General features: G+C 73.3%; 15 protein-coding genes. 1 reads left to right on the forward strand and 14 read right to left on the reverse strand.

What is annotated here, in order from left to right; all coding sequences use genetic code 11:
* Positions 1-32: 32 nt before the first annotated feature.
* From era to ABZZ04_RS08175, 9 genes are all read right to left on the reverse strand, one after another.
* The gene (era, locus tag ABZZ04_RS08135) at positions 33-1,055 is read right to left on the reverse strand and encodes a GTPase Era (RefSeq protein ID WP_187438508.1); all 1,023 of its coding nucleotides are present in this window, start codon (positions 1,053-1,055) and stop codon (positions 33-35) included.
* Positions 1,056-1,093: 38 nt separating this feature from the next.
* On the reverse strand, positions 1,094-2,062 hold the full coding sequence (locus tag ABZZ04_RS08140; protein ID WP_356931366.1) for a DUF916 domain-containing protein: 969 nt from the start codon (positions 2,060-2,062) through the stop codon (positions 1,094-1,096).
* Positions 2,063-2,145: 83 nt separating this feature from the next.
* Positions 2,146-3,543: a beta-xylosidase gene (locus ABZZ04_RS08145; protein ID WP_356931367.1), complete on the reverse strand. Its 1,398-nt coding sequence runs from the start codon at positions 3,541-3,543 to the stop codon at positions 2,146-2,148.
* 250 nt (positions 3,544-3,793) lie between these two features.
* Positions 3,794-4,147, reverse strand: a complete 354-nt coding sequence (locus tag ABZZ04_RS08150; protein WP_356931368.1) for a cytidine deaminase — start codon at positions 4,145-4,147, stop codon at positions 3,794-3,796.
* 88 nt (positions 4,148-4,235) lie between these two features.
* A complete protein-coding gene (locus ABZZ04_RS08155; protein WP_356931369.1) occupies positions 4,236-4,586 on the reverse strand; it encodes an MmcQ/YjbR family DNA-binding protein in 351 nt (116 codons plus the stop codon).
* Positions 4,583-5,875, reverse strand: a complete 1,293-nt coding sequence (locus ABZZ04_RS08160; RefSeq protein WP_356931370.1) for a hemolysin family protein — start codon at positions 5,873-5,875, stop codon at positions 4,583-4,585. Before ABZZ04_RS08160 ends, ABZZ04_RS08155 begins: the two co-directional genes overlap by 4 nt.
* A complete protein-coding gene (ybeY, locus tag ABZZ04_RS08165) occupies positions 5,872-6,369 on the reverse strand; it encodes an rRNA maturation RNase YbeY (protein WP_356931371.1) in 498 nt (165 codons plus the stop codon). Before ybeY ends, ABZZ04_RS08160 begins: the two co-directional genes overlap by 4 nt.
* Positions 6,370-6,381: 12 nt before the next feature.
* A complete protein-coding gene (locus ABZZ04_RS08170; protein WP_356931372.1) occupies positions 6,382-7,428 on the reverse strand; it encodes a PhoH family protein in 1,047 nt (348 codons plus the stop codon).
* Between the two features lie 211 nt (positions 7,429-7,639).
* Positions 7,640-8,746 carry a PfkB family carbohydrate kinase gene (locus ABZZ04_RS08175; RefSeq protein ID WP_356931373.1) on the reverse strand — a complete coding sequence of 369 codons (1,107 nt, stop codon included), beginning with the start codon at positions 8,744-8,746 and terminating at the stop codon, positions 7,640-7,642.
* 356 nt (positions 8,747-9,102) lie between these two features.
* Here ABZZ04_RS08175 and ABZZ04_RS08180 point away from each other — a divergent pair, with 356 nt between their 5' ends.
* A complete protein-coding gene (locus ABZZ04_RS08180; RefSeq protein WP_356931374.1) occupies positions 9,103-10,452 on the forward strand; it encodes an MFS transporter in 1,350 nt (449 codons plus the stop codon).
* Here the strand turns inward: ABZZ04_RS08180 and ABZZ04_RS08185 are convergent.
* The 5 genes from ABZZ04_RS08185 to ABZZ04_RS08205 all read right to left on the reverse strand — a co-directional run bounded on the left by ABZZ04_RS08185 (position 10,416) and on the right by ABZZ04_RS08205 (position 16,708).
* Positions 10,416-11,408, reverse strand: coding sequence for an adenosine deaminase (locus tag ABZZ04_RS08185; RefSeq protein WP_356931375.1), 993 nt, complete (start codon positions 11,406-11,408; stop codon positions 10,416-10,418). The two genes, ABZZ04_RS08180 and ABZZ04_RS08185, sit on opposite strands and share 37 nt — an antisense overlap.
* A gap of 59 nt (positions 11,409-11,467) precedes the next feature.
* Positions 11,468-12,376, reverse strand: a complete 909-nt coding sequence (locus ABZZ04_RS08190; protein ID WP_356931376.1) for a ribonuclease Z — start codon at positions 12,374-12,376, stop codon at positions 11,468-11,470.
* Between the two features lie 84 nt (positions 12,377-12,460).
* A complete protein-coding gene (locus ABZZ04_RS08195; protein WP_148835059.1) occupies positions 12,461-12,820 on the reverse strand; it encodes a histidine triad nucleotide-binding protein in 360 nt (119 codons plus the stop codon).
* A gap of 93 nt (positions 12,821-12,913) precedes the next feature.
* The gene (locus ABZZ04_RS08200) at positions 12,914-16,147 is read right to left on the reverse strand and encodes a S41 family peptidase (RefSeq protein ID WP_356931377.1); all 3,234 of its coding nucleotides are present in this window, start codon (positions 16,145-16,147) and stop codon (positions 12,914-12,916) included.
* A 78-nt stretch (positions 16,148-16,225) separates the two neighbouring features.
* The gene (locus tag ABZZ04_RS08205) at positions 16,226-16,708 is read right to left on the reverse strand and encodes a hypothetical protein (protein WP_356931378.1); all 483 of its coding nucleotides are present in this window, start codon (positions 16,706-16,708) and stop codon (positions 16,226-16,228) included.
* Positions 16,709-16,789 lie beyond the last annotated feature (81 nt).

The raw sequence follows: 16,789 nt of genomic DNA on the forward strand, positions 1-16,789 counted from the left end.
CCGACGGCTCTGCGGCTCTGCGGCTCTGCGGCTCAGAAGCCGAGCTTGCGCAGCTGCTTGGGGTCGCGCTGCCAGTCCTTGGCCACCTTCACATGGAGGTCCAGGAAGACCGGCGTGCCGAGGAGCGCCTCGATGTGCTTGCGCGACTTGGTGCCGACGTCCTTCAGCCGCTTGCCCTTCGGGCCGATGATGATGCCCTTCTGGCTGGGGCGCTCGATGTAGACGTTGGCGTGGATGTCGAGCAGCGGCTTGTCCGCCGGGCGGTTCTCGCGGGGCAGCATCTCCTCGACGACGACCGCGATGGAGTGCGGCAGCTCGTCCCGTACGCCTTCGAGCGCGGCCTCGCGGATGAGCTCCGCGACCATGACCATCTCGGGCTCGTCGGTGAGGTCGCCCTCCGGGTAGAGCGGCGGGCTCTCCGGGAGCAGCGGGGCGATCAGGTCGGCCAGCAGGGCGACCTGTCCGGCTCCCCTGCCCCCGTCCCTGGCGGTGCCGGCGCCGCCCTCCCGCTCCGCCTTCACCGCGGAGACCGGGATGATCTCGGCCCACTCGAAACCGAGCTCCTCGCCGAGGCGGGAGACGGCGAGCAGTTGCTCGGCGAGCTGCTTGGAGTCGACCAGGTCGGTCTTGGTGATGATGGCGATCTTCGGCGTCTTCTTGATCGCCGCCAGTTCCTTGGCGATGTACTTGTCGCCGGGGCCGAGCTTCTGGTCGGCCGGCAGGCAGAAGCCGATGACGTCGACCTCGGCCCAGGTGGTGCGCACGACGTCGTTGAGCCGCTCGCCCAGCAGCGTGCGCGGCTTGTGGAGGCCGGGGGTGTCGACCAGGATCAGCTGCGCGTCCTCGCGGTGCACGATGCCGCGCACGGTGTGCCGGGTGGTCTGGGGGCGGTTGGAGGTGATCGCCACCTTCTTGCCGACCAGAGCGTTCGTGAGGGTGGACTTGCCCGCGTTGGGGCGGCCCACGAAGCAGGCGAAACCGGCCCGGTGGGGGGCGCGGTCCGCGCCCTTCTGCGCAGCGGCTTCTGTGTCAGGTCGAACGCTCATGGCGCCCATTGTCCCCGATCCCGGCGGCCCCGCCGCACCAAGGGAGGTCACGGGGCCTGTCGGGCCTCCTCCCGGGCCGTGCGGGCGCGGCGCCGACGGGCCCGCAGCCACAGCGCCGCCGCCGCGCCGACGACCACCAGCAGGGCCCCGACGACGGCCCAGGGCACGGCGAGGTACTCGGCGGCGGCCGATCCGCGGGTGTCGCGGGCGCTCGCGGTCAGCCGGACCTCGCCCCATTCCAGCTGCGGCGCACCGTCCCACCGCTCGGTCAGCCGGACCTCCTGGCGGGGCAGCAGTTCGGAGGGCACCCTCTTGAGGTCGCGGGCGAGCAGGGTGCGGCCGAAGAGCCCCTCGGCCCGGAGGGCGACCTTCGGGGCGAGGGTGACGTTGCCCCGGTTGCGGAGCGTGTACGAGATGACGGCCCGGCTCCGGCCGGTGCCCGGCACCAGCGGCCGGGTGTGCTCGATCCGGACGTCCTCCACGGAGAGCGCGGGCATGGTCGGCCCGTTCACCCGCAGGTGGATCCGGGCGCCGACGGCCTGCCGGATGCCCACGGCGACGGCTCCGCCGCCCGCGGGGTCGACGTGTTCGTCCAGGGCGACGAGCGCGCCGGGGTGGTCGCCCGGTTCGGCGTCCTCGGGGACGGTGATGGTGACCGGGACGGTGACCGAACCGTGCGCCCGCACGGTGATCCGGTCGCGGCCGGGCCTCGCCCAGGCCCCGGTCGAGCGCTGTCCCTCGTCGGGGGACCGGACGGCGAAGCCGCCGTCGCGTGCGGTGTTGTAGGCGTCGGCGGCGTACAGCCGGAAGGTACGCGGCCGGTCCGTCCGGTTGGTGACGGTCACCTTGTCCGTGAGCGTGGCGCCGGGGTCGGCGGAGAGGAAGAAGTACGGGCGCTGACCGGCCCGGGTGGTGGCGGGGTAGACCGACCAGTTGCCGTTGTCCGCGGCGTGGGCGGCGGGGGCGCCGGCCAGCAGGAGGGCGCCGGCCAGGAGGAGTACGGACAGCTTGCGCACGGTTCGGAACCCCCGGGTGGTCTCGGGACGGGGCGGTCCGGGCGGGTGCGCGCCCGGTCCACCGGTTGATCGGGAGTGCTCGGTCACGTGAGGGTGAGGGTGAGCACGCCGGAGTACGCGCCGGGGGCGGTGTACGCCGGTACGTCCAGTGCGAGCCGGGCGTCGACGGTGAACACGCCGCCGGTGAGGGGCCCGTCGGGTGTGGACGCCAGCGTGGCGCCCCCGGAACCGACCGTTCCTGCGGAGCCGGCCGCGCAGGTGCTGGGGCTGCCGGTCCTCGTCGCGCAGACCGGGGTCCAGCCGAGTGCGGACGCGTCGATCGTGGCGCCGCCCGGACCCGTGAAGTCGGTGACCCTTCCGGTCAGGGACCAGCCCGCGGGGCCGCCGCGGAAGTCCTCGACCGTCACCGTGCGCAGGCTGCCGCGCGAGGCGCCGCCCCGGCCGAAGTCGACCGCCGACATCTCGACGGCGTCCCCGTCCTGGACCATGGAGAGCGTGCCCGCCTCGACGGACGTGCCGAGCCGCTGGGTGCCCTCCTGGCCCTCGCCGCCACCACCGGTGACGGTGTACGGCTGCGGGCCCGCGCCCCGGGCGGGGTCCCAGGCGTCCCCTTCGTAGGCCACGATGCCGGTGGTGGCGGGGTCGGTGACGGTGAGCCGGCCGCTGAAGCCGCCGGAGCCGTCCGCCTCGACGGTGGCGGTGTCGGCGGTGCGGGTGTCACCGGCCGTGCCCGCGAGCGTGACGGCCGCGCCCGGGGTGAACTTCGACCCGGTGACGGTGACCGCCTCGCCCGCGCCGCCGGACGCGGCGCCGAGCCGGATGGCGCGCTCGTTGACCTGTCCGCCGCCGTCCGTCGCGATGATCGTCTGGGAGACGGGGGCGGGCGGATTCGTCACCGTGCAGGGGGTGTCCAGCTCCATGATGTAGCTGGTGTGGATGTTGTAGTCGCCGGGCGAGAGCGTGATCCGTCCGGGGGCGGTGACCTCGAAGGTGCCGGTCATCGAGAACGACGGGAAGGCTCCCTTGCCGGGCACCGGGGCGTTCTTCTTCGGGCCCGCGACGGTGACGCTCGCGGTCTGCGCACCGCCGACGACGACCTTGCCGGTCGGCGTCATGATGTCGGCGGGCAGCGCCAGGTCGACCGGGTTGCTCGCGGCCGGTTCGACGACGGTGTACGTGACCGTGACCGTGTCGCCCACCTCGGGGGCGGAGTTGTCGACGGTAATCTCGGCCTTCGTAGTCCCGTCGATCGGCGGGATGCCCGCGATGTCCGGCGGGATGCAGTGGGTGGGGAAGTCCACCGGCACCGAGGCGGTCGGCATGGCCTGCGCCGGGGCCGCCAGCACCCCTCCCCCGGTGACGAGGAGCGCCCCGGCGCCCAGCACCGCGGCCCAGCGGCGGCCGGTCCGGGGGCGCCCCCGGGCCGCGGTTCCCCGGGAGTCGGATCTTCGGACGGCGGTTCTTCGGACGGTCGGACGCATGGAGCCCCCTCCTGCCGGATGCGGCGCAGCGGCTCGTGTGCGCCGGCGGTGGCTCATTGACGGCTCCGGCCCGAAAGAAGTCAAGGCAAGCGGGGGACGTTGACTGATGGACCATCAGATACTGTCAAGATCCGGCGTTCCGCCCCCGTCGGCCCGGCCTCCCCGGACGCACGGACGCCCCGCGCCGGGTGGGCGCGGGGCGTCCGGGTCCGCTCTGCGGTACGGGTCCGTCGTGCGGCAGGGGCCGGTGTCAGCCCGCCGTCACGGTGGTGCGCAGCGTGCCGTCGGGTCCGGCGAGCAGGACGGGGGTGTCCGGGCCGCCCAGGTCCCGGACCGCGGCGCGGTCCTCGTCGGACGGGGTCTGCGCCTCGGAGACGACCGCGGCCGCCTCCAGGGAGGTGGCGCCGCTGGCCACGGCCATCGCCACGGCGGTCTGCAGCGCGCTGAGCTTCAGCGACTCCAGCCGTACGGTGCCCGCGACGTACGTGCGGCCGGTCTCGTCCCGTACGGCCGCGCCCTCCGGCACACCGTTGCGGGCGCGGGCACTGCGTGCCAGCGTGACGATCTTGCGGTCCTCGGGGCCGAGGTCGGTGCTCTCAGTCATGTGCCGAGCATACGAACCGGGCGGCCCGTCCCCCGCCCCGCCCTTCCCGCGACCGGGCCTCGTGCCGGGCCTGCGCGCCGGGCCGCCGTCAGCGGTCCAGCCGCAGCCGGTCCGCCCTCGGCAGCCCCGCCACCACCAGGTCGTAGGAGTCCTCGACCATTTCGCGGAGCACCTTCTCCGGCACCCCGGACACCGTCACCGTGTTCCAGTGCCGTTTGTTCATGTGCCAGCCCGGCACCACCGCGTCGTACCGCTCCCGCAGCCGCACCGCCTCGTCCGGGTCGCACTTCAGGTTCACCGTCAGCGGGCGCCCGTCCAGCGCGCTGAGCGCGAACATCTTGCCCAGGACCTTGAAGACGGACGTCTCGGGCCCGAACGGGAACTCCTCGACGCTCGCGTTGAACTCCAGGCAGAACGCCCTCAGTCGCTCCGGGGTCACCCGGCCTCCTCCGGCTCGGGCCCCACCGGCTCCACCAGCACCGTGACGATCTTGTTCCGGCGGCCGGCCGGGGACTCCGCGGTCAGCCGGAGGCGGCCGCCGTCCGGCAGGTCGACGACGGCCGAGGCGCCGGCGATCGGGACCCGGCCCAGCGCCTTCGCCAGCAGCCCGCCGACGGTCTCCACGTCCTCGTCGTCGTACTCGTCGAAGCCGAACAGCTCGCCGAGATCGCCGATGTCGAGGCGGGCCGTCACCCGGAAGCAGTCGTTCTCCAGCTCCTGGACGGGCGGCAGTTCGCGGTCGTACTCGTCGGTGATCTCACCGACGATCTCCTCCAGGATGTCCTCGATGGTGACGATGCCGGCCGTGCCGCCGTACTCGTCGATCACGACGGCGACGTGGCTGCGCTCCTGCTGCATCTCGCGCAGCAGGTCCCCGGCGTTCTTGGTGTCGGGCACGAAGGCCGCGGGCCGCATCGCCGTGGAGACCGGGTCGGCCTCCGACTCGCGGTTGATGTGCGTCTTGCGGACCAGGTCCTTGAGGTACACGATGCCGACGATGTCGTCCTCGTTCTCCCCGGTGACCGGGATGCGCGAGAAGCCGGAGCGCAGGGCCAGGGTCAGCGCCTGCCGGATCGTCTTGTAGCGCTCGATGCAGACGAGGTCCGTCCGCGGCACCATGACCTCGCGCACCAGCGTGTCGCCGAGCTCGAAGACGGAGTGCACCATGCGGCGCTCCTCGTCCTCGATCAGCGACTCGGCCTCGGCCAGGTCGACCATCGCCCGCAGCTCGGCCTCGCTGGCGAACGGCCCCTTGCGGAAGCCCTTGCCGGGGGTGAGCGCGTTGCCGATGAGGATCAGCAGCTGCGGGATCGGGCCCATGATCCTGGCCAGCGGCAGCAGGACGTACGCCGCCGCCGTGGCCGTGTTCAGCGGGTGCTGGCGGCCGATGGTGCGCGGCGAGACGCCGATGGCGACGTAGGAGACGAGGACCATCACGCCCATGGCGACGGCCAGCGCCTCCCAGGTCTCCGGGAACTCCTTCAGGCAGGCGTACGTGACGAGCACGCCCGCCGACATCTCGCAGGCGACCCGCACCAGCAGGGCGACGTTGAGATAGCGGGTCGGGTCCGCCGCGACCTGCTCCAGCTTCTTGCTGCCGCGCCGTCCCGAGCGGACCGCCTCGGCGGCCCGGAAGCTCGACGTGCGGGCGATGCCCGCCTCCGCGCAGGCCGCCAGCCAGCCGACGACGACGAGCAGCACGGCACCCGTCAGAAGGGGAACGCTCACGAGACGGTGGGGGCGGGCGACGGACCGGTCAGACCGCGCTCGGCGCGCCAGCCGTCGACGATCGCGGCCTGGAGGCCGAACATCTCGACCTTCTCGTCCGGCTCCTCGTGGTCGTACCCGAGGAGGTGGAGCACCCCGTGGACGGTGAGCAGCTGGAGCTCCTCGTCCATGGAGTGCTGCGTCGGTGCCTCCCGGCCCTGCCGCTCGGCGACCTCCGGGCAGAGCACGATGTCGCCGAGGAGCCCCTGCGGGGGCTCCTCGTCGTCCTTGGCCGGGGGACGCAGCTCGTCCATCGGGAAGGACATGACGTCCGTCGGGCCCGGGAGGTCCATCCACTGGATGTGGAGCTGCTCCATGGCTTCGGTGTCCACCACGATCACCGAGAGTTCGGAGAGCGGGTGGATCCGCATCCGCGCGAGCGCGTGGCGGGCGATGTCGAGGATCGCCTGCTCGTCGACCTCGGTTCCGGACTCGTTGTTGACGTCGATCGACATGGTGCGCTGCGACTACTTCCCGTTGTGGCTGTCCCGGCCGCGATGGCCGTCCCGGCTGTCGTACTTCTCGTACGCGTCGACGATACGGCCGACCAGCTTGTGCCGGACGACATCCTGGGAGGTGAGCTTGGAGAAATGGACGTCCTCGACGCCGTCCAGGATCTCCTGGACCTGGCGCAGACCGCTCTTGGTGCCGTTCGGCAGGTCGACCTGGGTGATGTCACCGGTGATGACGATCTTCGAGTCGAAGCCGAGCCGGGTCAGGAACATCTTCATCTGCTCGGCGCTGGTGTTCTGCGCCTCGTCGAGGATGATGAACGCGTCGTTGAGCGTGCGGCCGCGCATGTAGGCCAGCGGCGCGACCTCGATCGTGCCCGCCGCCATCAGCCGCGGGATCGAGTCGGGGTCGAGCATGTCGTGCAGGGCGTCGTAGAGCGGGCGCAGGTACGGGTCGATCTTCTCGTAGAGCGTGCCGGGCAGGAAGCCGAGCCGCTCGCCCGCCTCGACGGCGGGCCGGGTCAGGATGATCCGGTTGACCTGCTTGGACTGCAGGGCCTGGACCGCCTTCGCCATGGCGAGGTAGGTCTTGCCGGTACCGGCGGGGCCGATGCCGAACACGATCGTGTGCTTGTCGATCGCGTCGACGTAGCGCTTCTGGTTGAGCGTCTTGGGGCGGATCGTGCGTCCGCGGCTGGAGAGGATGTTCTGGGTGAGCACCTCGGCCGGGGTCTCCTGACCGTCCCCCTCGCCGCTCTCACTCGCCCTGAGCATGGCGATCGAGCGTTCCACTGCGTCCTCCGTCATCGGCTGACCGGTGCGGAGCACCAGCATCATCTCGTCGAACAGGCGCTGGATCAGGGCGACTTCCGTCGCGTCCCCGACCGCGCTGACCTCGTTCCCCCGGACATGGATGTCGGCCGCCGGGAAGGCCGTCTCGATCACGCGCAGCAGGGCGTCACCCGAGCCCAGTACGGTCACCATCGGATGCTTGGCGGGGACGGTGAAGTGGGCTCGCGCCTGCCCGGGCGCAGGGGTCTGGGCTGTGGGTGTCTGAGTCATGGGCCGGCTCTGTGGCCTGCACATACCTCCCGTTGCGAGGCTCTCGCCGATCGACAACCTCTGGATTACCCAGCCTACGACTCCCCGCCGACAACACCGAGGGCTTTTTCTTGCCCATCACGAACGCCTGTACCCCGGCGCGGGACACCTCGGGGCGGGCGGGGCAGGGCGGGGCGGCACCGGGGCGGGCCGCCCCGCCCCCGGCGGGCTCTCAGGCCGGGTGGCGGAAACCGATCGTCGGGACGGCCCGGCGCAGCGGCCACGGCCGGGCGGCGGCGGGGAGCAGTTCCTCCAGGAAGGCGTAGCGCCGCAGCGCCGCCGGGTCCTGGTCGGCGAAGGTGCGGATCCGCTGCCACCAGGCGGCGATCTCCGCCCAGCCCGGCGCCGAGAGCGAACCGCCGAACTCCTGGACCGAGAGCGCCGCGGTCAGTCCGGCGAAGGCCAGCCGGTCGGCCAGCGGCCAGTCGGCCAGGGTGCCGGTGACGAAACCGGCGACGAAGACGTCCCCCGCCCCGGTCGGGTCGAGCGCCTCGACCTCGATCGCGGGCACCTCGGCGCTCGCCCCGGTCGCAGAGTCCACCGCGTAGGCGCCCTCCGCGCCCAGGGTGACCACGGCGAGCGGCACCCGTTCGGCCAGGGCGTGGGCGGCGGCGCGCGGGCAGTCGGTGCGGGTGTAGCGCATCGCCTCCTCCGCGTTGGGGAGGAACGCCTGGCAGTGCTCCAGGTCGGCGAGGGCGTCCAGGTCCCACCGGCCGGTCTCGTCCCAGCCGACGTCGGCGAAGATCCGGGCGCCGTTGCGGGCCGCGGTGGCGACCCAGGGTTCGCTGCGGCCCGGGGTGAGCGAGGCGACGGCGGCGCGGGCCCGGGGCGGGCAGCACGGGAACGCCGGTCCGTCGTCGGGGACCACGGGGCCGGGGGCCTCGTGGCCGTGCGAGACCATCGTCCGCTCGCCCTCGTACGCCATCGAGACGGTCACCGGCGAGTGCCAGCCGGGGACGGTGTGCGACATGGACAGGTCGATGCCCTCGCCCTGCTCCAGGGCGTCCCAGCAGTACTCCCCGTAGTGGTCGTCGCCGAACGCCGCGGCCAGTGAGGTGTGCAGCCCCAGCCGGGCCAGCGCGGTGGCCATGTTGGCGACCCCGCCGGGGCTGGAGCCCATGCCGCGCGCCCAGGACTCGGTGCCGCGCACGGGGGCGCTGTCCAGGCCGGTGAAGATGATGTCGAGGAAGACCGTGCCGGTGAGGAAGACGTCGCAGTCCGGGTCCTGCGGGGCGCGCAGCCCGTCCAGTGGGTCGACGCCTGGAATGTCCGTGCTCACCTTGCACTCCCCGGTCGTGGCGGATCAGGCCAGTGTGCCCGATGCGCCCCCGCCGCAGGAGGGCCCGCGCCGCGGGTTCACGGGAGCCGTACCCGGCCCGCACACACAGACACTGACCTGCATAAACGCCAACTGCTACCCGAACGTTCGGAACGTAAACGCAAATGTGATCCAGATCACATCACGGCGCCTTTCGGCGGGCTGGACGCAGTTGATACAAATTGGCCCGCGAGCCCCGTTGGCGACAGTTGCCGACGAGTGCCCCATCTCCCCGCATTCATTGCATTCATCCAGCTTTTCCCGCATTGCCCTCCCCTGCCTTCTCCGCCTCCTCTGGCATGTCTTCAGGAACGCCCATGTCCTCGCGCCCTCGCGCCGCGTGGCCCCTGGTCGCCGTGTTCACCGCCGGTTACCTCGCCGCCTACCTGCTCCCCACCATCGTCGGGCGGCTCTCCGTCTATCTCGGCCTCGGCACGGCCCGGGCCGGGCTGGTCGGCAGCGCCCTGCTGCTGAGTTCGGCGACCGCGGGGTTCGTCCTGGCGGGCCGGGTCGAGCGGCTCGGGCCGCGACGGCCGGCCCGGGCCGGACTGGTCCTGGCCGTGGTGGGGTACGGCTGTGCCGCCCTGGCCGGTTCCGTGCCGCTGGTGGTCGCGGGGGCGGTGCTCGGCGGCTTCGGCTCCGGCACCGCGACCGCGGTGGCCGCCTCGGGCATCGCCGCCCAGCGCGACCCGCACCGGACCTCGTCGCTCGGGCTGCTCAGCGTCTCCGCGACGGCCGGCGCCCTCTACCTGACGATCCCGCACCTCGGCGGCGGCCACCGGCTGCCGTTCGCCTCGATCGCGCTGGTCGCCCTGCTCGTCTGGCCCGCCACCGCACGGCTCGGCGGGGCCGCGCCCGCCGGCCCCGCCGCCCCGGCCACCGGCCGGCTGCCGCACCGCCGGTCAGGCCTGGTGCTGGCGGGCGGCATGCTCGTCTGGTCCATGGCGCAGAACGCGCTGTGGGGCGTCAGCGGCCGGATCGGCGTGGGTCAGGCGGGGCTCTCCGAGGTCACCGTCGGCGCGGTGTTCGCCGCCGCCCTCGGCGCGGGGCTGCTCGGGGTGATGGGCGCCGGGGTGCTGGGCGCCAGGCTCGGCCGGGCCGTGCCGATCGGCCTGGGCACCGTGGTCATCGCGGGCTCCATCGTGCTCAGCTCGTCGGCCGGGGGCCTCGGCTCGTTCGCGACCGGCGAGATCCTCTGGAACACGGTCTACCCCGTGGTCCTGTCGTACCTGATCGGCCTGGCCGCCTCACTGGACGCACGGGGGCGCTGGGCGGTCCTCGCGGGCTCCGCCTCGTCCGTCGGCGTGGCCTGCGGGCCGGTCCTCGGCAGCGTGCTGTCCGAGCAGGCCGGGTACCCGGTCATGGGCCTGATCCTGGGCGTCGTCACGCTCCTGGTCGCGGCCCCGGTCACGGCCGTGGCGCTGCACACCGGCGGCCGTCCGCTGGTACCGGGATCGGTGCGGCGCCGGGGCGGCGCCCCGGCCGCGCTGCTCGCCGTCACCACCGGGGCGGTGCCCGGCGCCGTGCCCAGGCTGGGCGCGCCCGAGCAGGCCGTCACGGAGATCAGCCCGCCGGCGCTGCGCCGGCGCCCGGCCAGGAACGCGTTCCGGCCGGCCGGGCCCGGGGCCGGTCAGTCGAACGCGTACGCCTCGACCTCGGACAGGTAGCGCGCCCGGCGCTCCTCGTCGTGGTCGAGGAAGGCCGCCTCGAAGGAGTTGCGGGCCAGGGTGCGCAGCTGTTCGCGGTCCAGGCCGAGCGCCTCGTGGACGGCGTGGAAGGTGTCCCCGACGTACCCGCCGAAGTAGGCGGGGTCGTCGGAGTTCACCGTGCAGAGCAGCCCGGCGGCCAGCATGTCCCGCAGCGGGTGCTCCTCCAGGGTGTCGATGGCGCGCAGCCGCACGTTGGACAGCGGGCAGAGGGTGAGCGGCACCCGGTCGGCGACCAGCCGCTCCACCAGCTCCGGGTCCTCCATGCAGCGCAGCCCGTGGTCGATCCGCTCGACGCCGAGGACGTCCAGCGCTTCGCGGATGTACGCGGGCGGGCCCTCCTCACCGGCGTGCGCGACCCGGCGCAGACCGAGCGCGGCGGCCGCCTCGTACACCTCGCGGAACTTGGCGGGCGGGTGTCCGACCTCCGCCGAGTCGAGGCCGACCGCGCTGATCCGGTGCAGGTGCGGCTTCGCCGCCTCCAGGGTCTCCAGCGCCGATTCGGCCGACTCGTCGCGCAGGAAGCACATGATCAGCTGGGTGGAGATCCCGTGCTTCTCCTCGCTGCGGTCCAGCGCCCGGCCGAGCCCCTCGACGACGGTGCCGATCGGGACGCCGCGGGCGGTGTGCGCCTGCGGGTCGAAGAAGATCTCCGCGTGCCGGACGCCCTGCGCGGCGGCGCGGGCGAGGTAGGCGTCGGCGAGCTGCTCGAAGTCCTCCTCGGTGCGCAGCACGGCCATCAGCGCGTAGTACAGGTCGAGGAAGCTCTGCAGGTCCTCGAAGCGGTAGGCGGTGCGCAGTTCCTCGGTGCCGGCGTACGGCAGGCGCACGCCGTTGCGCTCGGCGAGGGCGAAGGCCAGCTCGGGTTCGAGGGTGCCCTCGATGTGCAGGTGGAGTTCGGCTTTGGGCAGGTGCACGGGTCTCACGCTCGCAGATGGTGGTGCCGGTGTGTTCCGGGGGGACACCCGACAGGTTCTCAGACGTGCCGGGAGGGCACGGGAACCCGGTCGAGGTCCCGGGCGACGGTCAGCTCGCCCTCGAACCCCGCGGCGCGGGCCTGCTGCTCGAAGACGGCCGGGTCGCCGTACCGCTGCGAGAAGTGCGTCAGCACGAGGTGGCGCACGCCCGCGTCCCGGGCCGTCCGGGCCGCCTGTCCGGCGGTCAGATGGCCGTGGTCGGCGGCGAGCCGCTCGTCCTCGTCGAGGAAGGTCGACTCGATGACCAGCAGGTCGCAGCCCTCGGCGAGGACGTGCACGCCGTCGCAGAGCCTCGTGTCCATGATGAACGCGAAACGCTGGCCGCGCCTGTGCTCGGAGACGTCGTCGAGCGTGACGTCCCCGATGGCGCCCTCGCGCTGGATCCGGCCGACGTCGGGCCCCTTGATGCCGTGCTCGGCGAGCCTCTCCGGCAGCATGCGCCGCCGGTCGGGCTCGACGAGCCGGTAGCCGTACGACTCGACGGGGTGCGAGAGCCGGTGGCTGCTGAGCGTGTACGCGTCGGTGGTGGCGAGCACCCCGTCGGCGGCGACCGGGGCCTCGGTCAGGTCTACGGACTCGCGGTAGGCGGTGGCGTACCGCAGCCGTTCGAAGAAGCGCTGTCCGCTCGCCGGGTAGTGCGCGGTGACCGGGTGCGGGACCTGGTCGAGGTTGATCCGCTGGATCACCCCGGCCAGGCCGAGCGAGTGGTCGCCGTGGAAGTGCGTGACGCAGATCCGGTCGATGTCGTGCGCGGCGACCCCGGCCCGCAGCATCTGGCGCTGGGTGCCCTCGCCGGGGTCGAAGAGGATGCCGTCGCCGTCCCAGCGCAGCAGGTAGCCGTTGTGGTTGCGGTGCCTGGTCGGTACCTGGCTCGCGGTGCCGAGGACCACGAGTTCGCGTGAGGACACGGTGACGTCGATCCGTTCCGGTCGATCGGTTCTTCTGGTTGCTCCGGTTGCGGCCTTCCGGTCGCTCCGGTTCCGGTCGGCGGTCTAGCCGGGGGGCCACTGCATCCCGCGGCCGCCCAGGACGTGGGCGTGCGCGTGGAACACGGTCTGGCCCGCGCCGGAGCCGGTGTTGAGGACGATCCGGTAGCCGCTGTCCACGATCTTCTCGTCGGCGGCGACCTGTCCGGCCTCGCGCAGCACGTCGGCTGCGACGCCCGGCTCGGCGGCGGCGAGGGAGGCGGCGTCCGGGTGGTGGACGCGGGGGATGACGAGCACGTGCGTGGGGGCCTGCGGGTTGATGTCCCGGAAGGCGACGGTGGTCTCGGTCTCCCGGACGATCGTCGCCGGGATCTCACCCGAGACGATCTTGCAGAACAGGCAGTCGGGCTGCGGTTCTCCCGCCATGGGGTCGGCTCCTCGGGTAGGTGGTGATCGTTGTACGGCATGGTATCGGGGCGCCCGCGACGGACCCGTCGCAGGCGCCCCGCACCCGTGCTCCTACGCCCTCGGCCGCTGCGGGGCCCGCTTCGCCGGGGTCCGCTCCAGCGACTCCAGGGCGATCCGGATCGCCTCGTCCAACTGCGGGTCCCGTCCCGCCGCGTGGTCCTGGGGCGCCATCACGACCTCGACGTCGGGGTCGACGCCGTGGTTCTCCACGCCCCAGCCGTAACCCTCGAACCAGAAGGCGTACTTGGGCTGGGTGACCGCGGTGCCGTCCACCAGCTCGTACCGGCTGTCGATGCCGATCACTCCGCCCCAGGTCCGCGTGCCGACCACCGGGCCGATGCCCAGCGCCTTGATCGCGGCGTTCACGATGTCGCCGTCCGAGCCGGAGAACTCGTTGGCCACGGCCACCACCGGGCCGCGCGGGGCGTCCGCCGGATAGCTGTACGGCCGCATGCCGCGCGGCACGTCCCAGCCGACGATGCGGCGGGCGAGCTTCTCCACGATGAGCTGCGAGGTGTGGCCGCCGCTGTTCTCCCGGACGTCCACCACCAGTCCCTCGCGGGCCACTTCGACCCGCAGGTCCCGGTGGAGCTGTGCCCAGCCCGAGCCGACCATGTCGGGGATGTGGAGGTAGCCCAGCCGTCCGCCGGAGCGCTCGTGCACATGGGCCCGCCGGTCGGCGACCCACGCGTGGTAGCGCAGCGCCTGTTCGTCGTCGGTCGGTACGACGACGACGTGGCGCGTCTCGCCGCCGTCGGCCGGCGAGACGGTCAGCTCGACCGGTTTGCCCGCCGAGCCGGTGAGCAGCGGGCCGGGGCCGGTCACCGGGTCGACCGGCCGGCCGTCGACGGCGCGGATCGTGTCCCCGACGCGCACGGCGACCCCGGGTGCGGCGAGCGGCGAGCGGGCCGCCGGGTCGGAGGTCTCGGACGGCAGGATCCGGTCGATCCGCCAGGCGCCCTCCTCGGTACGGGAGATGTCCGCGCCGAGCAGGCCCTGGCGGACCGAATCGTCGCGCCATCCGCCGGGCGGCCGCACATAGGCGTGCGAGGTGCCGAGCTCCCCCTGCACCTCCCACAGCAGGTCCATCAGGTCGTCGTGGGTGGCGACCCGCTCCAGCACCGGGCGGTAGCGGTCCAGGACCCCTTCCCAGTCGACGCCGTTCATGTCGGGGTGCCAGAAGTTGTCCCGCATGATGCGCCCGGCCTCGTCGTACATCTGGCGCCATTCGGCGGCCGGTTCGAGGATCCGCCGGATGCGGGAGAGGTCGACGGTGACGCCGTCGCCGTCGTGGTCGTCGGCCGGGACCCGGCTGTCGGACGGCACGACGCGCAGCTTGCCCCGGGTCTGCAGGGTGATCCGTCTGCCGTCACCGCTGACCGCGAAGTCGCCCACGTCCGAGGCGAGTTCCTCGCAGCGCAGCTTCTCCAGGTCGTACCGCTCCAGGACCGTCTCGGGCCGCCGGGCGTCGAGGGTGGGGCCGCTCGTGCCGAGCACCCCGATCACCGGGTGGTTCAGCCACAGCAGCCCGTCCTTCGCGGCGCGCAGCGTGGAGTAGCTGGCGGCCTCGACGGGCAGCGGGACGATCCGGTCGGCGAGCCCTTCGAGGTCGATCCGGGTGACGGGCAGTGCGGTCGGGTTGTCCTGCTCGCCCTCGCCGCCCTTCTCCCGCTCGGTCGGCAGGCCGTGCCGCTGCGGGCCGAACGGGGAGGGCGTGGTGGCGGCGAGCGTCAGCAGGTGCGGGCGGCAGCTGCCGATGAACGCCAGGTCGAAGACGTGGGCGTCGTAGATCGGGTCGAAGGACCGCTCGGAGAGGAACGCCAGGTGCTTGCCGTCGGCGGTGAACGCGGGCGAGAAGTCCCGGAAGCGCAGCGGGGTGGCCTCGGCGACCGACAGGTCCGCGAGGTGGGCGAGCTTGAGCTGCCGGAGCGGTTCGGGGCCGGGGTGCGACCAGGCGAGCCAGGCGGAGTCGGGCGAGAAGACCAGGCCGGAGGCGTCGCCGTGCTCGCTGCGGTCCACCTCGTGGACCTCGCCGCTCTCCCGCTCGACGATCAGTACCCGCCCGTCGTGCGCGGCGACGGCGAACCGGCTGCCGTCCGGGGACGCGACGAGGTCGAGGACCCGGCCGAGACGCCCCGCGGCGAGGCGGCGCGGGGCGGTTCCCGGTGCGGTGCCGGTGGCCGGTGCGCATTCCAGGGCGTCGTCGCCCTCCGCGTCCGTGACCCAGACGACGTGCTGGTCGCCGTCGGCCTGGAAGGTGTGGGGCAGTCTGGCCCGTACGCCCTGTTCGGCGGCGAGCGCGCGGGCCGGGCCCCCGCGGTGGGTGACCCAGTGGACGGCGCCGCGGGTGGCGACGGCGCTGCCCCGGCCCGTGCGGTCGGGGGAGGCGGAGTCGAGGTGCCCGGCGGCGTGCACGGTGTGCGGCTGGAGGTCGGCGCGCTGGCCGCCGAGCCGGATGTCGAGACGGCGGGGCCCGTCGCCGTCGAGGTCGTCCAGGAGCCACAGCTCACCGGCCGACGCGTAGCAGACGCGGGTGCCGTCGGTGGTCGCGTGGCGGGCGTAGAAGCCCTCGACGCCGGTGTGGCGGCGCAGGTCGGAGCCGTCGGGGAGGGAGGAGTAGAGGGCGCCGACGCCCTCGTGGTCGGAGAGGAAGGCGATGCGCGCGCCGGCCCCCGTGCCGATCCACATCGGGTCCTCGATGTTCCCGTCGAGGTCGGCGTGGAGCCGGACGAACTCCGCGGCGCCGTCGGCCGGTTCCTCCGCCTCGATCCACAACTTGCCCGCCGTGCCGCCCCGGTAGCGCTTCCAGGCGGCGGCCTCGCGGCCCATGGTGGCCGACAGGAGCAGGGCCCGCCCGCCCGGCCCGTACGCGACCGAGCCGACCGGGCCGTACGGCAGGGTCCGCGCGGGTCCGCCGTCGGCCGGGACCGCCCTGGCCCAGCTGCGTCGGCGCGACGCCTGCCCGTGGGTGGTGATGACCAGTACGTCGCCCTCGGGCGTCCAGCCGCGCACGGAGGTCTGGGCGTCCCCCCAGTGGGTGAGCCGGGCGGAGGGGCCGCCGTCGACCGGTGCGATGTGCACCTCGGGGGCCCCGTCCCGGGTGGAGGTCCACGCGACCCGTGTCCCGTCGGGCGATATCCGAGGGTTGGTGACAGGCCGGTTGTCGGCACTGGCGCGCCAGGCCCGGCCGCCGTCCAGCGGCGCCAGCCAGACGTCGTCCTCGGCGGTGAAGGCGATCAGATCGCCCTGGACATGGGGGTATCGGAGGTAGGCAGGCTGTGTCACACGATCACCCTAGGCCGCGGGCGTGCTCCGTGTAACCGGGTTGGCCGGAGTCCGACGGGGCCGGCGGACCGGGTGTTCCTACTTGCCGCGGAACCCCTCGGTCACCGTGACGGTCACGGTGACCGTCGGCCGGAGACCGCTGCCGCCGGCCGGCGGTGGCGGATTCACCACGCCGGTCGTCGGGGCCTCGTCGCAGTTGCCGAGCACGTCCGCCCGGAAGACGGACCGGCCGCCCTCCTTCGCGCTCAGGTCCCCCCGCACGCACCGCCCGCCGAGCTCCTGGGTCACCCTGCCGGTGAGCGTGATGTCCTTGCCGCCGTCGGTCTTGCCGGTGCAGTCGACCTCCGCGGTCCGGCGCGCGGAGGCGGCGGGCGGCGAGGCGCCGGTACGGCCCCGGTCGACCCCGGCCGTGCAGCTCAGCCACTGCACGTCGACGCCGTTGCGCTCCAGCGCGCTGGTGCCGACCCGGTCGGTGGTCACGGCGATGGAGGCGGAGTTCAGTCCGTCGACGGGTTGGCAGGCGGCGAGTCCCGCGACCGTCGCGCCCGCGAGCACGGACACGGCCAGAAAACGTCGGGGCCCTCGCCGACCCCATGCCCTTGTTGTCCCCATACGGGCAGCTTCCCACCGTTCACCCCTGGA

Origin of the sequence: Streptomyces sp. NPDC006435, assembly GCF_040612315.1 — a bacterium.
Taxonomy (GTDB): Bacteria; Actinomycetota; Actinomycetes; order Streptomycetales; family Streptomycetaceae; genus Streptomyces.

What these genes read in the sequence shown, in the direction of transcription:
- era (WP_187438508.1), bottom strand. Translation starts at nt 1,055, where the DNA reads ATGGGCGCCATGAGCGTTCGACCTGACACAGAAGCCGCTGCGCAGAAG.
- ABZZ04_RS08145 (WP_356931367.1), bottom strand. Translation starts at nt 3,543, where the DNA reads ATGCGTCCGACCGTCCGAAGAACCGCCGTCCGAAGATCCGACTCCCGG.
- ABZZ04_RS08150 (WP_356931368.1), bottom strand. Translation starts at nt 4,147, where the DNA reads ATGACTGAGAGCACCGACCTCGGCCCCGAGGACCGCAAGATCGTCACG.
- ybeY (WP_356931371.1), bottom strand. Translation starts at nt 6,369, where the DNA reads ATGTCGATCGACGTCAACAACGAGTCCGGAACCGAGGTCGACGAGCAG.
- ABZZ04_RS08170 (WP_356931372.1), bottom strand. Translation starts at nt 7,428, where the DNA reads ATGACTCAGACACCCACAGCCCAGACCCCTGCGCCCGGGCAGGCGCGA.
- ABZZ04_RS08180 (WP_356931374.1), top strand. Translation starts at nt 9,103, where the DNA reads ATGTCCTCGCGCCCTCGCGCCGCGTGGCCCCTGGTCGCCGTGTTCACC.
- ABZZ04_RS08195 (WP_148835059.1), bottom strand. Translation starts at nt 12,820, where the DNA reads ATGGCGGGAGAACCGCAGCCCGACTGCCTGTTCTGCAAGATCGTCTCG.